Origin of the sequence: Qipengyuania aurantiaca (assembly GCF_019711375.1) — a bacterium.
Taxonomy (GTDB): Bacteria; Pseudomonadota; Alphaproteobacteria; order Sphingomonadales; family Sphingomonadaceae; genus Qipengyuania; species Qipengyuania aurantiaca.
The window spans coordinates 1,509,626-1,523,973 of the sequence record NZ_CP081295.1; the positions used below are offsets into that span (position 1 = coordinate 1,509,626).

15 protein-coding genes are annotated in these 14,348 nt (G+C 65.6%); all 15 read right to left on the minus strand.

What is annotated here, in order from left to right:
• Positions 1 to 2: 2 nt before the first annotated feature.
• The 15 genes from K3148_RS07305 to K3148_RS07375 are packed head-to-tail and all read right to left on the minus strand — an operon-like array spanning position 3 to position 14,344.
• A complete protein-coding gene (locus K3148_RS07305) occupies positions 3 to 1,439 on the minus strand; it encodes a conjugal transfer protein TraH (RefSeq protein ID WP_221424200.1) in 1,437 nt (478 codons plus the stop codon).
• The gene (locus K3148_RS07310) at positions 1,429 to 2,259 is read right to left on the minus strand and encodes a conjugal transfer protein TraF (RefSeq protein ID WP_221424201.1); all 831 of its coding nucleotides are present in this window, start codon (positions 2,257 to 2,259) and stop codon (positions 1,429 to 1,431) included. Before K3148_RS07310 ends, K3148_RS07305 begins: the two co-directional genes overlap by 11 nt.
• Positions 2,256 to 3,989, minus strand: a complete 1,734-nt coding sequence (locus K3148_RS07315; protein ID WP_221424202.1) for a conjugal transfer protein TraN — start codon at positions 3,987 to 3,989, stop codon at positions 2,256 to 2,258. Before K3148_RS07315 ends, K3148_RS07310 begins: the two co-directional genes overlap by 4 nt.
• Complete coding sequence (gene trbC, locus K3148_RS07320; RefSeq protein ID WP_221424203.1) at positions 3,986 to 4,738, minus strand: type-F conjugative transfer system pilin assembly protein TrbC; 753 nt, start codon at positions 4,736 to 4,738, stop codon at positions 3,986 to 3,988. Before trbC ends, K3148_RS07315 begins: the two co-directional genes overlap by 4 nt.
• Positions 4,735 to 5,748 (minus strand): conjugal transfer pilus assembly protein TraU, encoded by a 1,014-nt coding sequence (gene traU, locus K3148_RS07325; protein WP_039279362.1) that lies wholly within the window; start codon positions 5,746 to 5,748, stop codon positions 4,735 to 4,737. Before traU ends, trbC begins: the two co-directional genes overlap by 4 nt.
• On the minus strand, positions 5,745 to 6,383 hold the full coding sequence (gene traW / locus K3148_RS07330) for a type-F conjugative transfer system protein TraW (RefSeq protein WP_425594629.1): 639 nt from the start codon (positions 6,381 to 6,383) through the stop codon (positions 5,745 to 5,747). Before traW ends, traU begins: the two co-directional genes overlap by 4 nt.
• Positions 6,380 to 6,901: a S26 family signal peptidase gene (locus K3148_RS07335; protein WP_221424204.1), complete on the minus strand. Its 522-nt coding sequence runs from the start codon at positions 6,899 to 6,901 to the stop codon at positions 6,380 to 6,382. Before K3148_RS07335 ends, traW begins: the two co-directional genes overlap by 4 nt.
• Positions 6,898 to 7,284: a type-F conjugative transfer system protein TrbI gene (locus K3148_RS07340; protein WP_247711509.1), complete on the minus strand. Its 387-nt coding sequence runs from the start codon at positions 7,282 to 7,284 to the stop codon at positions 6,898 to 6,900. The genes K3148_RS07335 and K3148_RS07340 overlap by 4 nt, the downstream gene beginning before the upstream one ends.
• On the minus strand, positions 7,277 to 7,657 hold the full coding sequence (locus K3148_RS07345) for a hypothetical protein (RefSeq protein ID WP_221424205.1): 381 nt from the start codon (positions 7,655 to 7,657) through the stop codon (positions 7,277 to 7,279). The genes K3148_RS07340 and K3148_RS07345 overlap by 8 nt, the downstream gene beginning before the upstream one ends.
• The gene (gene traC, locus K3148_RS07350; RefSeq protein ID WP_221424206.1) at positions 7,654 to 10,197 is read right to left on the minus strand and encodes a type IV secretion system protein TraC; all 2,544 of its coding nucleotides are present in this window, start codon (positions 10,195 to 10,197) and stop codon (positions 7,654 to 7,656) included. Before traC ends, K3148_RS07345 begins: the two co-directional genes overlap by 4 nt.
• Positions 10,194 to 10,781 (minus strand): hypothetical protein, encoded by a 588-nt coding sequence (locus K3148_RS07355; protein ID WP_221424207.1) that lies wholly within the window; start codon positions 10,779 to 10,781, stop codon positions 10,194 to 10,196. The genes traC and K3148_RS07355 overlap by 4 nt, the downstream gene beginning before the upstream one ends.
• Complete coding sequence (locus K3148_RS07360; RefSeq protein ID WP_221424208.1) at positions 10,778 to 11,650, minus strand: DsbC family protein; 873 nt, start codon at positions 11,648 to 11,650, stop codon at positions 10,778 to 10,780. The genes K3148_RS07355 and K3148_RS07360 overlap by 4 nt, the downstream gene beginning before the upstream one ends.
• Positions 11,647 to 12,963 (minus strand): TraB/VirB10 family protein, encoded by a 1,317-nt coding sequence (locus K3148_RS07365; RefSeq protein ID WP_221424209.1) that lies wholly within the window; start codon positions 12,961 to 12,963, stop codon positions 11,647 to 11,649. Before K3148_RS07365 ends, K3148_RS07360 begins: the two co-directional genes overlap by 4 nt.
• Positions 12,963 to 13,778 (minus strand): type-F conjugative transfer system secretin TraK, encoded by an 816-nt coding sequence (locus K3148_RS07370; RefSeq protein WP_221424210.1) that lies wholly within the window; start codon positions 13,776 to 13,778, stop codon positions 12,963 to 12,965. Before K3148_RS07370 ends, K3148_RS07365 begins: the two co-directional genes overlap by 1 nt.
• Entirely contained in the window at positions 13,775 to 14,344 is a 570-nt protein-coding gene (locus tag K3148_RS07375; protein WP_221424211.1) for a type IV conjugative transfer system protein TraE, read from the minus strand. The genes K3148_RS07370 and K3148_RS07375 overlap by 4 nt, the downstream gene beginning before the upstream one ends.
• Positions 14,345 to 14,348: the final 4 nt, after the last annotated feature.

The window sequence follows — 14,348 nt, forward strand, 5'->3', positions numbered from 1 at the left end:
CCTTATGGAACGATGGAACGGGATTGCATCCCGCGCGACCAGTCGAGCGCGGCGGCCATCGAGGGCGACATCGAAGCCGCAAGCATGTTCTCGATCATCGCGGTTTTCTCGATGATCTGCATGATCGCCGAGACCCGCGCCTGTCCGGTCGCTTGTCGCTGGGCGAGGCTTGACCGGACCTCGGCGACCTGAGCGCGCCAGATCGCAAGCTTGGCTTCATCGGCCGCGATGAAACTCGCCATCGAGCGTCCGGCCTCAGCTGTGATGCGTTCGAGGATGGCATAGAGGAGATCGATGCTGGCAATCTCGGCCAGCGTGTCGCGGTCGTCGGTGGCCATCCCGCGTCCATAGGCCGCCTGCACGGTGAGGATCTTGTAGAGCGGCACCGATGCCACCTGGAGCAGCTCCTTCTCCTCGTCGCCGATCGCGTTATCGCTGCGGATGGCCTCGACCATGCTGCCTATGAGCCGGGCAACGCGCGGCCGGATGGCCTTCGCGCTCAGGAGGCTCATCTGCTGGAAAGTGGGATTGAGGCACTGGTCGGGTTCGTCGCACTGGAACACCCGCACCGACTGGCCTTGCGTCCCGTCGAGCAGCGCGGTGACGAGCGTCGAGGAGGCATCGCCTGCGAAAGGCACGAATTTTCCTGGCTCGTCATCGCGGGGCGGCACGTAGATCACCGTGCCAATGAGCGTCATCGCATATTCGGCGAGGTCACGGTCGAAGGTCCCGCCGGGGTTGAAGAAGGCGCTCTTTTTGAGGACGTGCCAGGTGTAGTTGCGCGCGACGCCGGGATTGACGTCAGCATATTCAGTGCCGGCGCTGTCATTGGTTGAAGCGCGTTGTCCGCGTGTGCCGCAGCCATGCTTGGCTGCGGCGTAATCCGTAAAGATCCCTTCCGAATTGCCGATCGCCTCGCAGATCGCCTTGTCGGCCAGATCGCCCTTGGGCCAGATGCCGCCGACTAACCCTTGCGCCATCTCGCAGGAGTTGATCGAGAGATTGTTCATGAGCTGCGCCTTCTGGCTGAACTCCTGCATGATCTTCGAGCATTCGGGGCAGACCGTGTCGATCGCGAGGCTGAAGGCGAACCCCACCGCATTGTTCGCGACGGCCTTCAAGAGCGCGACCATCTCGCTTGCGTTGATGAAGGAGAAGGACCCGGCGAAGATATCGATACCGCCGCAACCAGCGCGGGCACGCGGCAGCTGGAGATTGGCGATGTTGGTCGTCTTCTGCGGGAAGCGCGTCCAGACATTGCCAAGGCTGTAATAGCCCGCCGACTGGCCTTCGAACGCGCTCGGCCCGGTGACATTGGCCGCAGCACCCATGTCGTCCATGAAACGGTCCATGCTGTCGCCGACGTTTGCGGCGACGGGGGACGCGACCATGCTGGCGGCAGCTATGCTGAGCGCTGCATTGCGGATGCTAGTAATCATGTCCGGCTTCCTTCGAGGTGAGGAGGTAGATGCGGTCCTGCAGCTCGTCGGCCGAGAGCACGCCGTATCCGATCGGGATCGGGCGTTTTGCCACGCTGTCCCACAGCACGAGCGCCGGGGTGATGCCGGGCTCGAGCCCCATGCGTGGACGCTGGCCGCTTTCGACCTTGTAGCCGGGGAAGTGCCGGGACGGTCCGCCATCGGTCGAGATCGCCCGGACAGTGATATGCCAGCGGTCCGCTACCGAGCGCACGATCGGGCTCATCACTTCGCAAGCGCCGCAGGTCTGGGCGAAGAAGTAGAACAGGCCATAGCGTTCGGAGAGCCTGGCCATCACCGCATCGCGGTCGGCAGCGCGCGCGTCCTGCCATTGCTTCTTGGCGAGCGCGCCGACCGGTCGTTCGAGCGTGTAGTCGAGCTCGGGATCCTGCCAGATCGCGCGCTGCCAGACATCGGAGAACAGCGAAGCCCGGTCGAGCTGCGCACGCTGGAAGCGGATATAGGCGGTAACGTTTTCCGGCGTCGGATAGAGGATCGCGCGCGCCTTGAGTTCGCGCAGTTCGCCCGTGACCGCATCTAGCTCCTGCGTGGCGATTACCTGGGCCGGTGGCTGCGCCTCCTGCGGCTCCTCTGCCGGGACCGGCCTGACACAATAGAACCAGTAGCCGAGCCTGCGCTGCTCGCAGTAGAGGCTGTCTGCCGAGGCAGCTTGCTCTGCCTGGCGCGTTTCCTGGGCATTTGCCGGAACGAGAAGCAGTGCAGCGAGAATCATGTTCAGTGCTGGGAGGGCCAGCATCGGCAGTGATTGGCGGCGCATCATTGGCCACTCCTTGCGTAATAGTCTTCGATTTTCTGCTGGATGAGGATGCTGGTCTCGAGCTCGTCGGGGAGCCGTGCAGCCTCGGTGAACTCGGCATAGACTTCGGAAAAATCCATCTGGCTGAGGTCGAGCCGGGCGAATTCGTCGAGCGTGAACCCTTCGCACTGCTCTTCCTTGGGCTTGTCCCAGGGCTTGGGCAGCTGGCGGCGGCCCTGTTCCTGCAGGATCCGCGAGAGCTTGCTCTCGAAGCAGCAGTAGACCTTCTTCTTCGTCAGGCAGACGCCGAGGAACTTGTCCGAACAATAGGTCCCGACATAAGCGCACAGTCCCTGCGCATCGCGTTCGTGGAGCAGCACTTCCTCGCGGTTGCAGCCGAGCGCGACCAGCAGGCTGATGCCGGGAATGAGCGGGAAGCCCTTGCCTTTGCAGCAGTTGAGCACGCCGAAGACCTTGGAGGAGCAGGTGTTGCGCGTGCCGCGGAACAGCGTCAGCGTCTCAGGATCGAACTGGCCGCGGGCCTCGTCCATCGCATGGAGCGCGGTGACGGCATCCTTGAACTCGTCGTTCGCAGTGCGCTCGATCGTCTCGCAGCTGCCGTCGATGCAATAAACATCGCCGTCGCAGACATACTGGGTGGAGCTGTCGGTCCCGGGAAGCGGGCACTCGTAGATGCGCTCCCAGGTCTCGCAGGGGTTTTCGTCGGTAAGGCATTCCTCGCGGACAAAGCGGCAGGTGCCCTGGCTTTCGATATCGGAGCAGTCGGTCGCCGCTTCGCGCGCAATGCAGGTGTAGCTGCGTTGCCATTCCCAGCAGGGCCGTGTGACAGCGACGCCATCGACCACGCGGGTCTGCGGATCGGTATCGGTGCAGATCTCTGCGTCCAGCGTGCAAGCGCTATTGTCCGCAAGACCTGTGCACTGGCTTTCGTCCGGGGTCGTCGTGACGGTGGTCGCGTTGGTAATGCGGTAGGGCGTCTGCCCCGCGACCTGTTCGTCGCAGGTCAGCTCGGTCAGCGGATCACCGGGCTCGGTGCACCATTTGCGCCCGCCGGACCAACCCCACTGCAAGCAAGGATCGTCCCGGTGTCCCGTAACCCGGCAAAGAGCGCCTGAAAACTCTTCACAATCCGGCTCACCTGACAGGTTGAAGCTGCCCAATGGGCTGCAAAGGTAATGATACTGCGGTCGCTGGCTGACCCTGGCGACGAGCGGCACCGAGCATTGGCCTGCCGACTGATCGATCCGTGTGCCCGTATTGCAGGTCGCGGTATAGGTGCCCGCCGAGCCCGAACCAGGCGGCAGCGGAACGCACGATCCCTGGCTACCCGAAATTGCCATGCCGCTGGTGTAGTCGAGCGGCGTCTCGTTGATCGCGAGGCTGCGGGCAATCACCTCCTCGATCTCGTTCGGCTCGAACCTTGCGCGATTGGCCATGCTGTCGCGGATCGTCCGCATCGGCGTGCTGGTTGTGGCAGCGCTGCGCCCGCGGGCCTCGATCTGGTCGGGATCGCGCGCAAGATCCTGCAGGTCGCGCGTCGCCTGCGGATCGAAATTGGGAACGCGCGCTGCGTCAGGACTGGTCGTTGCGGCATCGCGCGCTTCGCCCAGTAGCTCAGTGGCAAAGTCCTTGCCGTCGGCCCTTGCTGCATCGCGGGTCTGAGCGTGAATGGAAGCCGCGCTTGTGAGGGCGAGAAGTGCGGCAAGGAGATTGGCGAGGGTTCTGCCGATCATGGCCGTTCCTCCCTGGAGAGCTGGCGCAGGTGGAGGCGGGCAAGCTCGGCGCCCGGACCCTTGCCCGAGGCAAAGATCTCGAGGACTTCGCCCACGCTGATGTTGCCGGCGATACGGTCGTGTGGCGGCACCTCGCTGGTGCAATCGAACCCGTCGCATGGGCTAAACTCGGTGCTCAGCATGACGAAACTCGGTGCGGCCTCGATGTTGAAGGCGCGAAACAGCCGCGGATCGATGCCGAGCGAACCGGCCGCGTCGCGGGTGCTCCAGATGGCGGCGAGCCGCTTCTTGAACGCCTCGCTGGTTCCTTGCGGGAAACCGCGCAGCACGGTGACGCCTCCCGCCCTGGTCATGTCATGGACCAGTGCTTTCAGCGCCTCGGGCGGCATCGACAGGCTGGCAAAGGCAATGAAGCGCGGGGCTCCCCCGAGCGATGCCTTCTCTGCGGCGGCTTGCCCCGCGATCATCGCTTCGAAGTCGAGGACGGCGTCGGTCTCGATTGCCTTGATGGTGTCCGCATAGGCCGCGCGATTGGCCTGCGCTTGCGTCTGGATAGCTTGTGCATCCTCGGTCAGTGCCTCGGCGCGTTGGCGGACATTGGTGCTGAGCGCCTGCGCATCGTCGGCGTGTTCGGCCGCACGCTCGCGGATCGCTTCGAGGTCGATGCCTTCGGGCGCGCTCTGGGCGAGAGCGAGGCCACCAAGGGTGACGGCAAGGCCGACGGGCAAAAGAAGGAGGTGTTTGGTCATAGCGCGCAGCAGTTCCGCTTGCGCCAGACGAGGTATCCCATGTCTTCTCCGATGGCGGGGATGACCTGTCCGGCCGATTGAAAGGTGGTGGAGGCGCCGATGGGCGGGCAGGCATAACGGCCCGAGGTCGCCGGGTTGGGGTTGGTGGCCTGGAAGCGGTATTGCTGCTTGCGCATCACCGGCATCAAATATTTGCCGCACAGGCCCTTGGACCCCATCGTCCCCCAGGAGACGAGTTCGCGGTGGAGCTTGTAGGCAAAGCGCGAGAGCACGAGCCGCGAGGCCTGGACGTGGCCGATCGAGGCCGAGACATTGCCGTTCATCGGATACATCGACCCCTGGCAGCCCGCACACCAGAACATCTCGTCGATCGGCAGCTTCGCGGTCGAGGCGACGCAGTCGGCCGCACAAGCGGCGAGCGCCAGCGGGTTGGCGAAGAGCACGGCTTCGGGGTTGATGATCGCGGTGAGCTCGGAATCCTGCCACAGCGGATCGATCTCGGAGATGTAGAGAATGTCGATCGAGCCCGATTCCAGGCACAGGAAATCGGCGACGATCTCCATCCAGTAGATCAGCGGATAGGCATACCAGTGGACATGCCAGCTCGAATAATACTGGCTCGCGCCGCCCACCGCCGATGGACCCGAGATCGAGCGGAAGCCGATATCGAAGCCCGGATCGAGTTTCATGCCGCCGAGGTTCACGAAGCACCACGGCTTCATGCTGACATCGGCAAGCCGCACGGGTTCCCAGAAGCCCATCGCGATCCCGGGCCTCAGACCGCACAGGCACACCGGCAGGTCGGGGTTGTCGGGATCGGGCCGGCTCGACGGCCAGATGTCCAGCCCGCCGATCGAGATCGGGAACAGGCACGACCAGCAGATGTCGGTGATCGGGTTGACGAAGCTCCCGGTGCAGCGGCCGGGACCGGCATCGGCCATGGCAGGCGTTGCGGTGGCGAGACCAAGAATGGCGGCCAGAACGAGCGCCAGCTTTCTTAAGTGCGTCATTGGGCTGCCCTCCTTTTCGGTGGCAGCGCGATTTCGCTGACCTCGAGCAGGCGGCCCTGCTGGCGCACGCGTGCGGGCACCGACCTGATCCCGAACCTTTCCGTGAGTTTGCCGCCCTGGTCGAAATAGAAGCGGCGCTGACGGGCCTTCATCAGCTCGAGCGGCGCGCCCTTCACCAGGATCAGCTTGGCATTGGCGTCCTGCTTGAGCGCCCAGGAGAGCTGGTCGGGATCGTCGCCGTCGAGGAACAGGAGATCGGCGCGAAGGCCGACGCTGTCGAGCGGATTGACCCTCGTGCCAGCGGCATGGATCAGCTCGCCTTTTGCCCCGCGGATGTCGGCAGCGAGCGTGATCGTCGGATCGAAGTGCCAGCGCCGGGCTTCGCTGGCCCGGACGATCCCGGCGACGGGGTCGGGCCGGCCCACCCGTGCGATCGTGCGGCGCTTCAGGTCTTCATTGAGCCGCGCGGTCTCGCCCGAACGTTCCATCTGCGTCAGGCGGGAATGAATCTGTTCGAGGAGGTCGCGCTCGATCACGGGAAACACCGTGCCGCGCTGGCCATAGTCGCGCGCCAGCGCCTCGGTAGGGCAGAGCAGGACTGCAAGCAGGGCCGCAGGGAGGATGAGCTTGCTCACAGGATCGCCCTTCCGCTGCCGAGGATCTGGCCGCGGCAGACGAAGCCGATCTCGGCGTAGCGGCTGTCGAGGCCGCGGGGATGGCTGGTCCCGGTATAGAAGCACCCGTCGGGGATCGGTCCTTCGGGGCCTTCATGAAGCGCAATGCCGAGACGGGTCTCATCGAGCCGGGCCGCGATCTTTTGACCGTTGATGAAAACCTCGTGGCCACGGTGGCTGACGACATCGCCCGGCACGCCCAGCACCCGCTTGCCGAAGAGCTGCGCGCCTTTCCCGAAATGCGCTTCGACGAGCTCGCTTGCCGGCGGCTCGAAGAAGATCAGACTGCCGCGCTCGATCCGCGCATGCTTGTCGAGCCAGAACGCCCAGTTGGGCAGGCTCGGGCTGGCATTGATGAGGAAGGCATGGTCTTTCGCGAAGGCGTCGACCGCGCCCCATCCGAGGGGCAGCAACACTAGCACGGTCAGGACCAACGGCCGTTTGATCGTGCGGACAAGACGTGAGGCAAAGTGCGTCACTGACCGCCTCCCTGCCCAAGCTGGCGGGCGATCCGTGCGCGCAGTTCATCGGTAGCATCGGGGGCATCGCCCGCGAGCACCGCTTCGCCGACCAGCACCACGCGGCCATCGGCCCCCATTTCTGCAACGGCACGCTCGGACGCCTGGAGGAAGGCGAGCACGCGCGCCTGACTGGCTTCGGGATCCTGCTCTGCTCGCGCTTCGGCATCGACGAAAGCCGCGATGGTTTCGGCAAGCCGGACGGTGACGATCTGCTGGCGCGGCTCGGACAGCTCGCGGCTGACCCAAGCCGTCCAGAGCAGCGCGGCCACGAGCGCGAGCACGCCGAGAATTCTGAGCAAGAGCGGGCGATTAAAAGATTGTAATCTGCGCGTGTCAGTCACGGTTTGCCTCCTGGGCCGGATGGTTGTCGAGATCGGCCGCGAGCCGCTTCAGGAAGCGGGGCATGCGAAACAGCGTCACCGCGCCAGCGAGGACGAGGAAGCAGCCCTTGAGGTCCTGGCTGAACAGGCTGCGGCGCAGCCCGTCGGCTTCGAGGTAGCGGTCCGACAGATTGGCGAGCTGGGTGAAGAGGCCGCCAAGGTCCCAGCCCGCAACGAACAGGAACAGCGCAAGCGGCAATCCCAGCACGATCAGCAGCGAAGTCGCAGCAAAGCGCGCGGTCTCGATGAGGACGAAGCAGCTCCCCTGCAGGAACGGCAGCAGGCTGCGGAGATTGGCCGGAGGGATCCGGTCGACGAGATGCGAGACCATCATTGTCCGCCTCCCGCCACGATGCCGATGGCATCGGCGAGGCTGTGTCCGCGCCGCTCGCAGTCCTGGATCGCGGCATAAGTGTCGGGATCGGAGGAATAGATCGTCGCCGAGAAGGGATCGAGCACGAGCCGGCCGACGGCCTCGGTCTCGGGGCCCTTGATGAAGACCTCGCTGTATTCGGTGCCCGAACGCTTGAGGCTGCGGATCAGGGTCTCGGTGCGGTCGTCCATGTCGAGCCGCGCGTTCGCCCTGAAATCGGCAATCGTCTCGGCCTTCTGCTGGAGAACCAGCATCCAGTCGCTGTTCTCGAGCGCGGCGCGCGCGCCATCGGACTTGTAATAGTCATTGAGAGACTGGGTCGCGGTCGCGAGCGCGCCGCCATATTTGCGGGCGGTGCGAGCGTAGGTCTCGACGAACTCGCCCATCGACCCGCCCTTGAGCATGGCCCAGGCCTCGTCGATCAGCAGCAGTTTCTTGGTTGCTCGCGACGAGCGCGTCATCGCCTGGCTGGTCATGAACATGATTGCCGAAAGGACGACGCTGCGCAGTTCTTCGCGGGACGCGAGATCGCTCATCTCGAAGACGGTGAAATCATCGTCGAGCGCGAAGCTCGCCTTGCCTGCAAAGAACCCGCCGTAGCTGCCGCCGCGGCAGAAGGGCGCGATTGCGGTGGCGAGATCGCGGCCCGCCTCGCTTTCCGAACCGTGGAGAGCGTGCGCGACATCATCGACCGATGCGCCGCTTCCGAGGGCCTCCCAGGTCGCGGTTACGGCCCGGTCGATGAGCCCGCGTTCGGTGTCACTCGGTGCAGTGCCCGGTCGCGCCATCTGGCCAATGATCGCCTTGATCATGGCAAAGCAGTCGAGGCGGTAATCCTCGTCTTCGTGCGCACGGGCATCGTCGACCATCGAGAAGGGGTTGAGCGAGAAGCCCGAGGCGAGCGTGAACTCGACGAAGCGTCCGCCCTGCAGTTTGACCGAATGCTCGAAACTGCGCCCGTCATCGATCACCACGACCTTGGCGCCCGCGCCGCGCAGGGCGGCGCAAAGCTCCTGCAGCAGCACCGACTTGCCCGAGCCCGACTTGCCGCAGATCGCGATATTGTGATTGCCGGCAGTGTTTTCGAATGGCGACCACCAGAAGGGCTGGCCGCGGCGGCCGACGAACAGGAGGTGCGGGATCACGCCGCCAAGATATTCCCCCTGCATCGGCGCGATATGCGCCGCTGTCGTCGAGAGCATGGTCTTGAGGCGCTTCAACCGCGCCATGTCGTCGGCGAGGCCATCGGCAAGGCTCAAGGGAAAGGCAGCGACGAGGCCCTGCAGCTGGAGGAAGCGCTCGTCGGCAAGGTCCCATCCCGCTGCCTTGTAGATCGCCTTGATGATGCGTTCGTGCGCGTCGCCCTGGCCGAGCGGCGAGATGCTGGTAAGCCCGTAGAACAGCTTGACGAGCTTCTTGCCGGCCTGGAGTTCGGCCTGGACGTGGCGCCATTCGGCCGACTGTTCGGCGAGCTTGGGGAGAAAGCGCGCGCTCTTGGTCTGGCTGAGGCTGGTCGTTCGCATGAATTTGAAGCCCGCGCGCGCCGAAGCGGCTTCCTGGTCGGGGTAGACGAGGCACAGCATGGTCGCCGTCGGACAGGGGAAACGCAGCTTGTCGGTGAACATGTCGCCGATGAGCCGCGCGCATTCCCACGGCGCCCAGCGCTCAGGGGTAGAGCGCACGGCATAATGCCGCACGTCGAAATGGTCGGGATAGCATTCGCCGACTTCGGGATTGCCCTCTTCGTCGCGGTCCGTCTCCCGAAAGCGCTCGGTCCTGAGGATCAGGCGATCGTCGCCGACCTCAAGCTCGATGTCGCGGCGAATGGCCTGGACATCGAGCGTATCGTGCGGGTTCCACGCATGGATGTCGGTCTCGTGCGCGGTGGTAGGCGAGGTGAGTTCGTCGATCAGCGCCAGCAGTCCGCCCGGACGCAGCTCTTGCGCGTGCAGTCCGAGCGAATGGAGCATGCCCATCAGCCCTTCGCGGCATTCGGAGAGTTCTGCGTCGGTTACGCTGCCGGGCACCGGCACGCCGAGCGAGACGATCAGCCGGACGTTGCGGGCATGGAAGGGCGCATGCGCCGAGCCCGAATTCCAGACGAGATCATAAAGGCGCCTGGTGCGCGCCCTGGCAATCGCCTCGTAGATGCCGCCCTGCTCATAGCGCGGAGCGAACCAGGGGCCGACCACGCTGCCGATCCGCGGAGATGCGAAGTTCAGGACCTGGAGGCAGGCGCCCTGCGGCAGGCCTTCGGAGAAGAACTGGCCGAGGATTTCGCCGGTCCGTTCGTCGGCCCCGATCAGCGGGGTGACTTCGAGCACGAAGCCTTTGGAGCGGGCGTTGCGGTAGAGCTTCGCCCCCTCGTCATAGACCCGGTAGGGCAGCCAGTCCGAGAGCATATCGAGCCCGAAATGCGCCTGCGGCTTTTCAGGCCGAGCCGTGTCGGCAAACAGGCCCCGCGAGAGTGCGTCGCGCGCGGCAGCAAGGGATAGCGTCACTGGCTCTCTCCTTCGGTCATGTCAGGGTGGGGGACCGGCTCGCGGGGAGGGGAAAACGAGCCAGGTCCCCCGGGTTCCGGCGCGTCAGCGCCGGGCATCGCCGGAACGGGCTGCGAGGGGATGAACAGCTGTTCCGGCAATGTGTCTGCCTCTTGGGTTTTTGGCGGTTGGAAATCGGTTGCGGGGTTGCTCTCGGGCGTCGCGGCAATAGTCGATGCCAGCGAGCGCAGGACTTCGCGGCGGCCCTGCGGCGCGCGCCAGCCTGTCCCTGCCTGTTCGGGCAGCGTCAGGTGAACGACGCGCGCCTCATGGTCGCGGCCCGCCGCGTCACGGTAGGGCGTCAACACGACCTGCAGGCGGCGAACCGCTTCGCCGGTCGGGGTCACCGTCCGATGCGCATCGACCGTGTCAGCCTTTTCAATGCCGGTCGCCCCGGCATCGATCGCGGAAGTCGGCGCGCAGGTCCCTTCGGGAGCGCGGCAGGCAAAGCTGCCTTTGACGTTGCCGCCAAGGCTGGCGCAGCCACTGGCCAAAAGGAGCGGCGCAGCGAGCACCATGGCGCGAAGGATCGGAAGCCGGCTCATTGCGCCACTCCTTTGCCTTCGGCGACGAAGCGGCGGATCGCCGCGGCATCGCGGTAGCCATGAAGCACCGCCCCATCGCGGGCGCGCACGATGACGGGAGTTCCGGCAAACCCGTTGGCCTTTGCGAAGGCTTCGTTGGCATCGAGTGCCTTGGCGTCCTTGCAGGTCTTGCCGGTCGTCGGAGCCTCGCCGGCGTAGGCCGCATGGAGCGCCTTTGCCGGATCCTTGGCACACAGCACGGCCTCGGAAATCTTGCGGCTCGCCACGCCAAAGATCGAGATCGGTCGCTCTTCGACATGGACCTTGGCCTTGGCGAGCTGCGCGGTCAGGCGCTGGCAGTAGCCGCATTGGAAGTCCGAGAAGACGACCAGGCGTTCGCCCTTGGGGTTGCCCCAGTGGATCGCACCGGCGGCCGGAAGCGACGAGAGGTCGACATGGCTGGCAGCCGCCTGGACAGGCGCTTCGTCGCGTCCCGCCGGCGCATCGCTCGCTACGCGTGCCGCACCGGCCGCGAGCAGGTCGGGATTGAGTTCGAGCAGGCGGGCGGCGGTCACGTCGCGCCGCTCTTCCATGTCGTAGAGACGGCCTACGAACAGGTAGCGCGCGGTCTCGTCGATGTAGAACAGCGTGTCGCCCGAGACGACTTCGCACCAGGGGCCAAGCGTGTCGCAGCTGATCGCATCGATCGGGGTCTTGGGCAACCGCAGTTTCAGCGCCTGCGCGACATCGCTCGCCATGCCGGCGGCGCTCGCAGGCATCGCGGTGACGGCAGAGACGCCGAGCGTCAGCACGGCGGCGGCGCTCGAGAGGGCAAGGGCAAGGTGGGCGGCGCGGGCCTTCAGGCTTGGCGGCGAGTCATTGTAGTTCATTTGGAGGGGCTCCTGACGTGGACGCCGTCGAGAAAGACGATCTCGACCTCGATGCCGGTCGGCATCTCGACGACGGGTTGGTATTGTTCGGCGCGTTCGATGAGATATCGGCTGACGGTGTCGGCGGCTTCGCCGGCACCCTGGCCGAAGCCACCGGCGAGGATGTCGGTCGGCGACAGCGCTTCGCGCTGACCGTTGGCGCCGACCTGACCGGTGAAGATGCCGTTGGCGTTGGCGGAAAATCCGCGCCCGAAGCCGCCGACGATCCCGGCCAGCAGCGCCTGGCTGACAAGGCTGCCTTCGCGGCTGACCACGCGGCCGCGCACGCCCGACTTGCCGGCAAAGGAGATGAACCCCTTGACCTCGCTGACCGCGAAGCGGCCACCGGGCTGCGCGCAGGTCATGCGCACCAGCTTGACGTAGACCTTCTCGGCCGAGAGATCGCCGCGCGCAGCGCCATTCACGAGGCAGCCGGTGATGTCGGTGGTGAGCAGCTTGTTGCCGCGCATCACCGAGCGGGCCGGCCCGGTGATCCGGAGCACCACGGGAAGCGGATCGCTCTGGCTGGCAACGCCGGTCGAGGCATCGACACCCACGATGACCGTCGCCGGTGCGTAGCTGTTGGGCGGAAGGTAATCGCGGCTCGCCTCGAGCAGCAGGGCTGGCGCAGTCTCAGCCGCACGCGGCTTGCCGTCCTTGCCCGCCTCCGTGCCGAAACTCATCAGGCTGAGCTGGCCGCCCTGCGCCTCCGGCACTCCTCGCGGTGGCTGGACAGTTCCGCCGGTGCCGACGCCGGGGCCATAGGCAGGTGGCGGTGGCAGCGGCGGCGCGGCGGCCGGCGCTTTCGCAGCGTCGCTGAGCTGTGACCGCAGATTGGCATTCTCGGCCGAGATCGCGTCGATCGCCGCCTGGCCGTCGGAGCGCATCTGCGCGTTCTCGCTGCGCAGCGCTTCGAGTTCCTGTTCGATCTCGGGGCGTGGGAGCTGGGCTTGCTGCAGATCCTTGATCGCACGACCCTGTGCATCGAGCCGGTTGCCGTAGCTCGCAACGAATTCGCGCTGCGAGAGGTTGCGATTGACGAGGCCGCCGGTGTCGATCGTCGCCGCACCATTGGCATCACTGCCGCCCTCGTCGCCGTCGCCGCCGAAGATGAACATCCCGCCGCCGATGAGCGCGATGGCTCCGATCCCGGCGAGCAGCATCTTCTGGCGCTGCGCGATCTGCGAATTGAGGTTGCGCCGTCCGCTTTCGCGCGCTTCTGGCGAGCCCGGCAGAGGCCTCTTTTCGGCATCCTTCTGTGTTGCCTCGGCCATCAGTCGAGCCCTCCCCTGGCAAAGACAAGGAAGGCACTGGTCGCTTCACCGGGAGCGAGTGCATCTCGGCCATAGGCGAAGGCGAGCGCGCCTGCGGGACCTTCGCGCTCGGAGCCAAGCGCAAGGCTTTCCTGGCCAAGGTTGCGTACGAGGAAGCGCTGTCCGGTGAGTTCATCGCCCTGGTATTCGGCGACCAGCTGGACCTCGATCCCGCCGGTGCGGCGCGGAGCAGACAGTTCAGCGCGAGCGGTGAACCCGGGCAGGACGGCATCGCTCGCCATCGCCTCGATCAGGCGGATCGCGGCGTCCTCGGGTCCGGTCTCGGTCTCCCAGTCGGCAGCTTCGTTTTTCGCGAGCGCGGGATTGGTGATGAAGAGCTGGGTCGCTTCCTCGCCGCCGAGGCGGCAGGCGAACTTGTAGACGTAGCCCGCCTCGCTGGTCGCAAAGAAGCTGACCCGGGCAGCGGCAAATTGCGGGGGCACGGAGATATAGATGTCTCCACGCACCGGCTCGTGCGTCACCTGGAAGTCGTTGTAGGGAAAGCCGCTCGCGATCTTCGAGACATTGGCAAAGCCGTCATCGATGAGCGCGATCCGCGTGAGTTCGCCGCGAGCGAGCTCGCAGTCGATGGTCGCATTGTCAGCGGCTTCGACGAACTGATCGGCATGCGCCGGGACCGGCGCGAGCGCGAAGGCGAGTACGGCGAGGCCGGTCAGCTTGAGCCCTGGATCGGGGCGCCTTGTCGCGCCGATCGCGAAGCAGGCAAGGCCGGTTCCGGCAAGCGCAGCAGCGAGGGGAGATGGGAGAAGGCTCATTGGCCGGGTTCCTCCTTGTCGGTGGGAAGTTGCTCGAAGCCGGCGAGCGCGAGGCTGAGACCACGCTTCGACCAGCGGAAACGGAAGGAGCGGCGCTGGCTCGCGATCACTTGCGCGCCGACAAAAGTCTTGAGAGTGCCGGTAACGGTCGAGGTCAGGGCCTTTGGATCGACATGCATTTCCGCGATCACGAAGGCCTGGCTGATGTCCGAGCCGCGCTGTTCCTCGACGATTCTGACGAGCTCGGCCTTGAGGCGACCGTGCGCGGCGGGATCGGCGAGCTTCAGGATGTTCGCCATCCAGTAGTCGAGGCTTTCGGGTGCCCGGTTGAGGAGCATCAGCGCCGTGTCGCGGGTGACGAACTCGAGATAGGGCGCGTCGATCCCGCCGCTCGAGACGGTGATTCGCTCGGCGGTAATCGGCACCAGCACAACCTGCTCGTCGCGGGTGACCGCGGCGCCGAGGCTGACCAGCGCGGTCAGGCCCAGGACAGCTGCCAGCACGGCAAAGCGGTTGCGTTGCCGAAGGTAGGTCTGCGCCTGTTCGTGCGCGAATTCTGCTCGCATGGGT

Coding starts and splice junctions, on each gene's coding strand:
- K3148_RS07305 (WP_221424200.1), bottom strand. CDS start 1,439: ATGATTACTAGCATCCGCAATGCAGCGCTCAGCATAGCTGCCGCCAGC.
- K3148_RS07310 (WP_221424201.1), bottom strand. CDS start 2,259: ATGATGCGCCGCCAATCACTGCCGATGCTGGCCCTCCCAGCACTGAAC.
- K3148_RS07315 (WP_221424202.1), bottom strand. CDS start 3,989: ATGATCGGCAGAACCCTCGCCAATCTCCTTGCCGCACTTCTCGCCCTC.
- trbC (WP_221424203.1), bottom strand. CDS start 4,738: ATGACCAAACACCTCCTTCTTTTGCCCGTCGGCCTTGCCGTCACCCTT.
- traU (WP_039279362.1), bottom strand. CDS start 5,748: ATGACGCACTTAAGAAAGCTGGCGCTCGTTCTGGCCGCCATTCTTGGT.
- K3148_RS07345 (WP_221424205.1), bottom strand. CDS start 7,657: ATGATGGTCTCGCATCTCGTCGACCGGATCCCTCCGGCCAATCTCCGC.
- K3148_RS07355 (WP_221424207.1), bottom strand. CDS start 10,781: ATGAGCCGGCTTCCGATCCTTCGCGCCATGGTGCTCGCTGCGCCGCTC.
- K3148_RS07360 (WP_221424208.1), bottom strand. CDS start 11,650: ATGAACTACAATGACTCGCCGCCAAGCCTGAAGGCCCGCGCCGCCCAC.
- K3148_RS07365 (WP_221424209.1), bottom strand. CDS start 12,963: ATGGCCGAGGCAACACAGAAGGATGCCGAAAAGAGGCCTCTGCCGGGC.
- K3148_RS07370 (WP_221424210.1), bottom strand. CDS start 13,778: ATGAGCCTTCTCCCATCTCCCCTCGCTGCTGCGCTTGCCGGAACCGGC.
- K3148_RS07375 (WP_221424211.1), bottom strand. CDS start 14,344: ATGCGAGCAGAATTCGCGCACGAACAGGCGCAGACCTACCTTCGGCAA.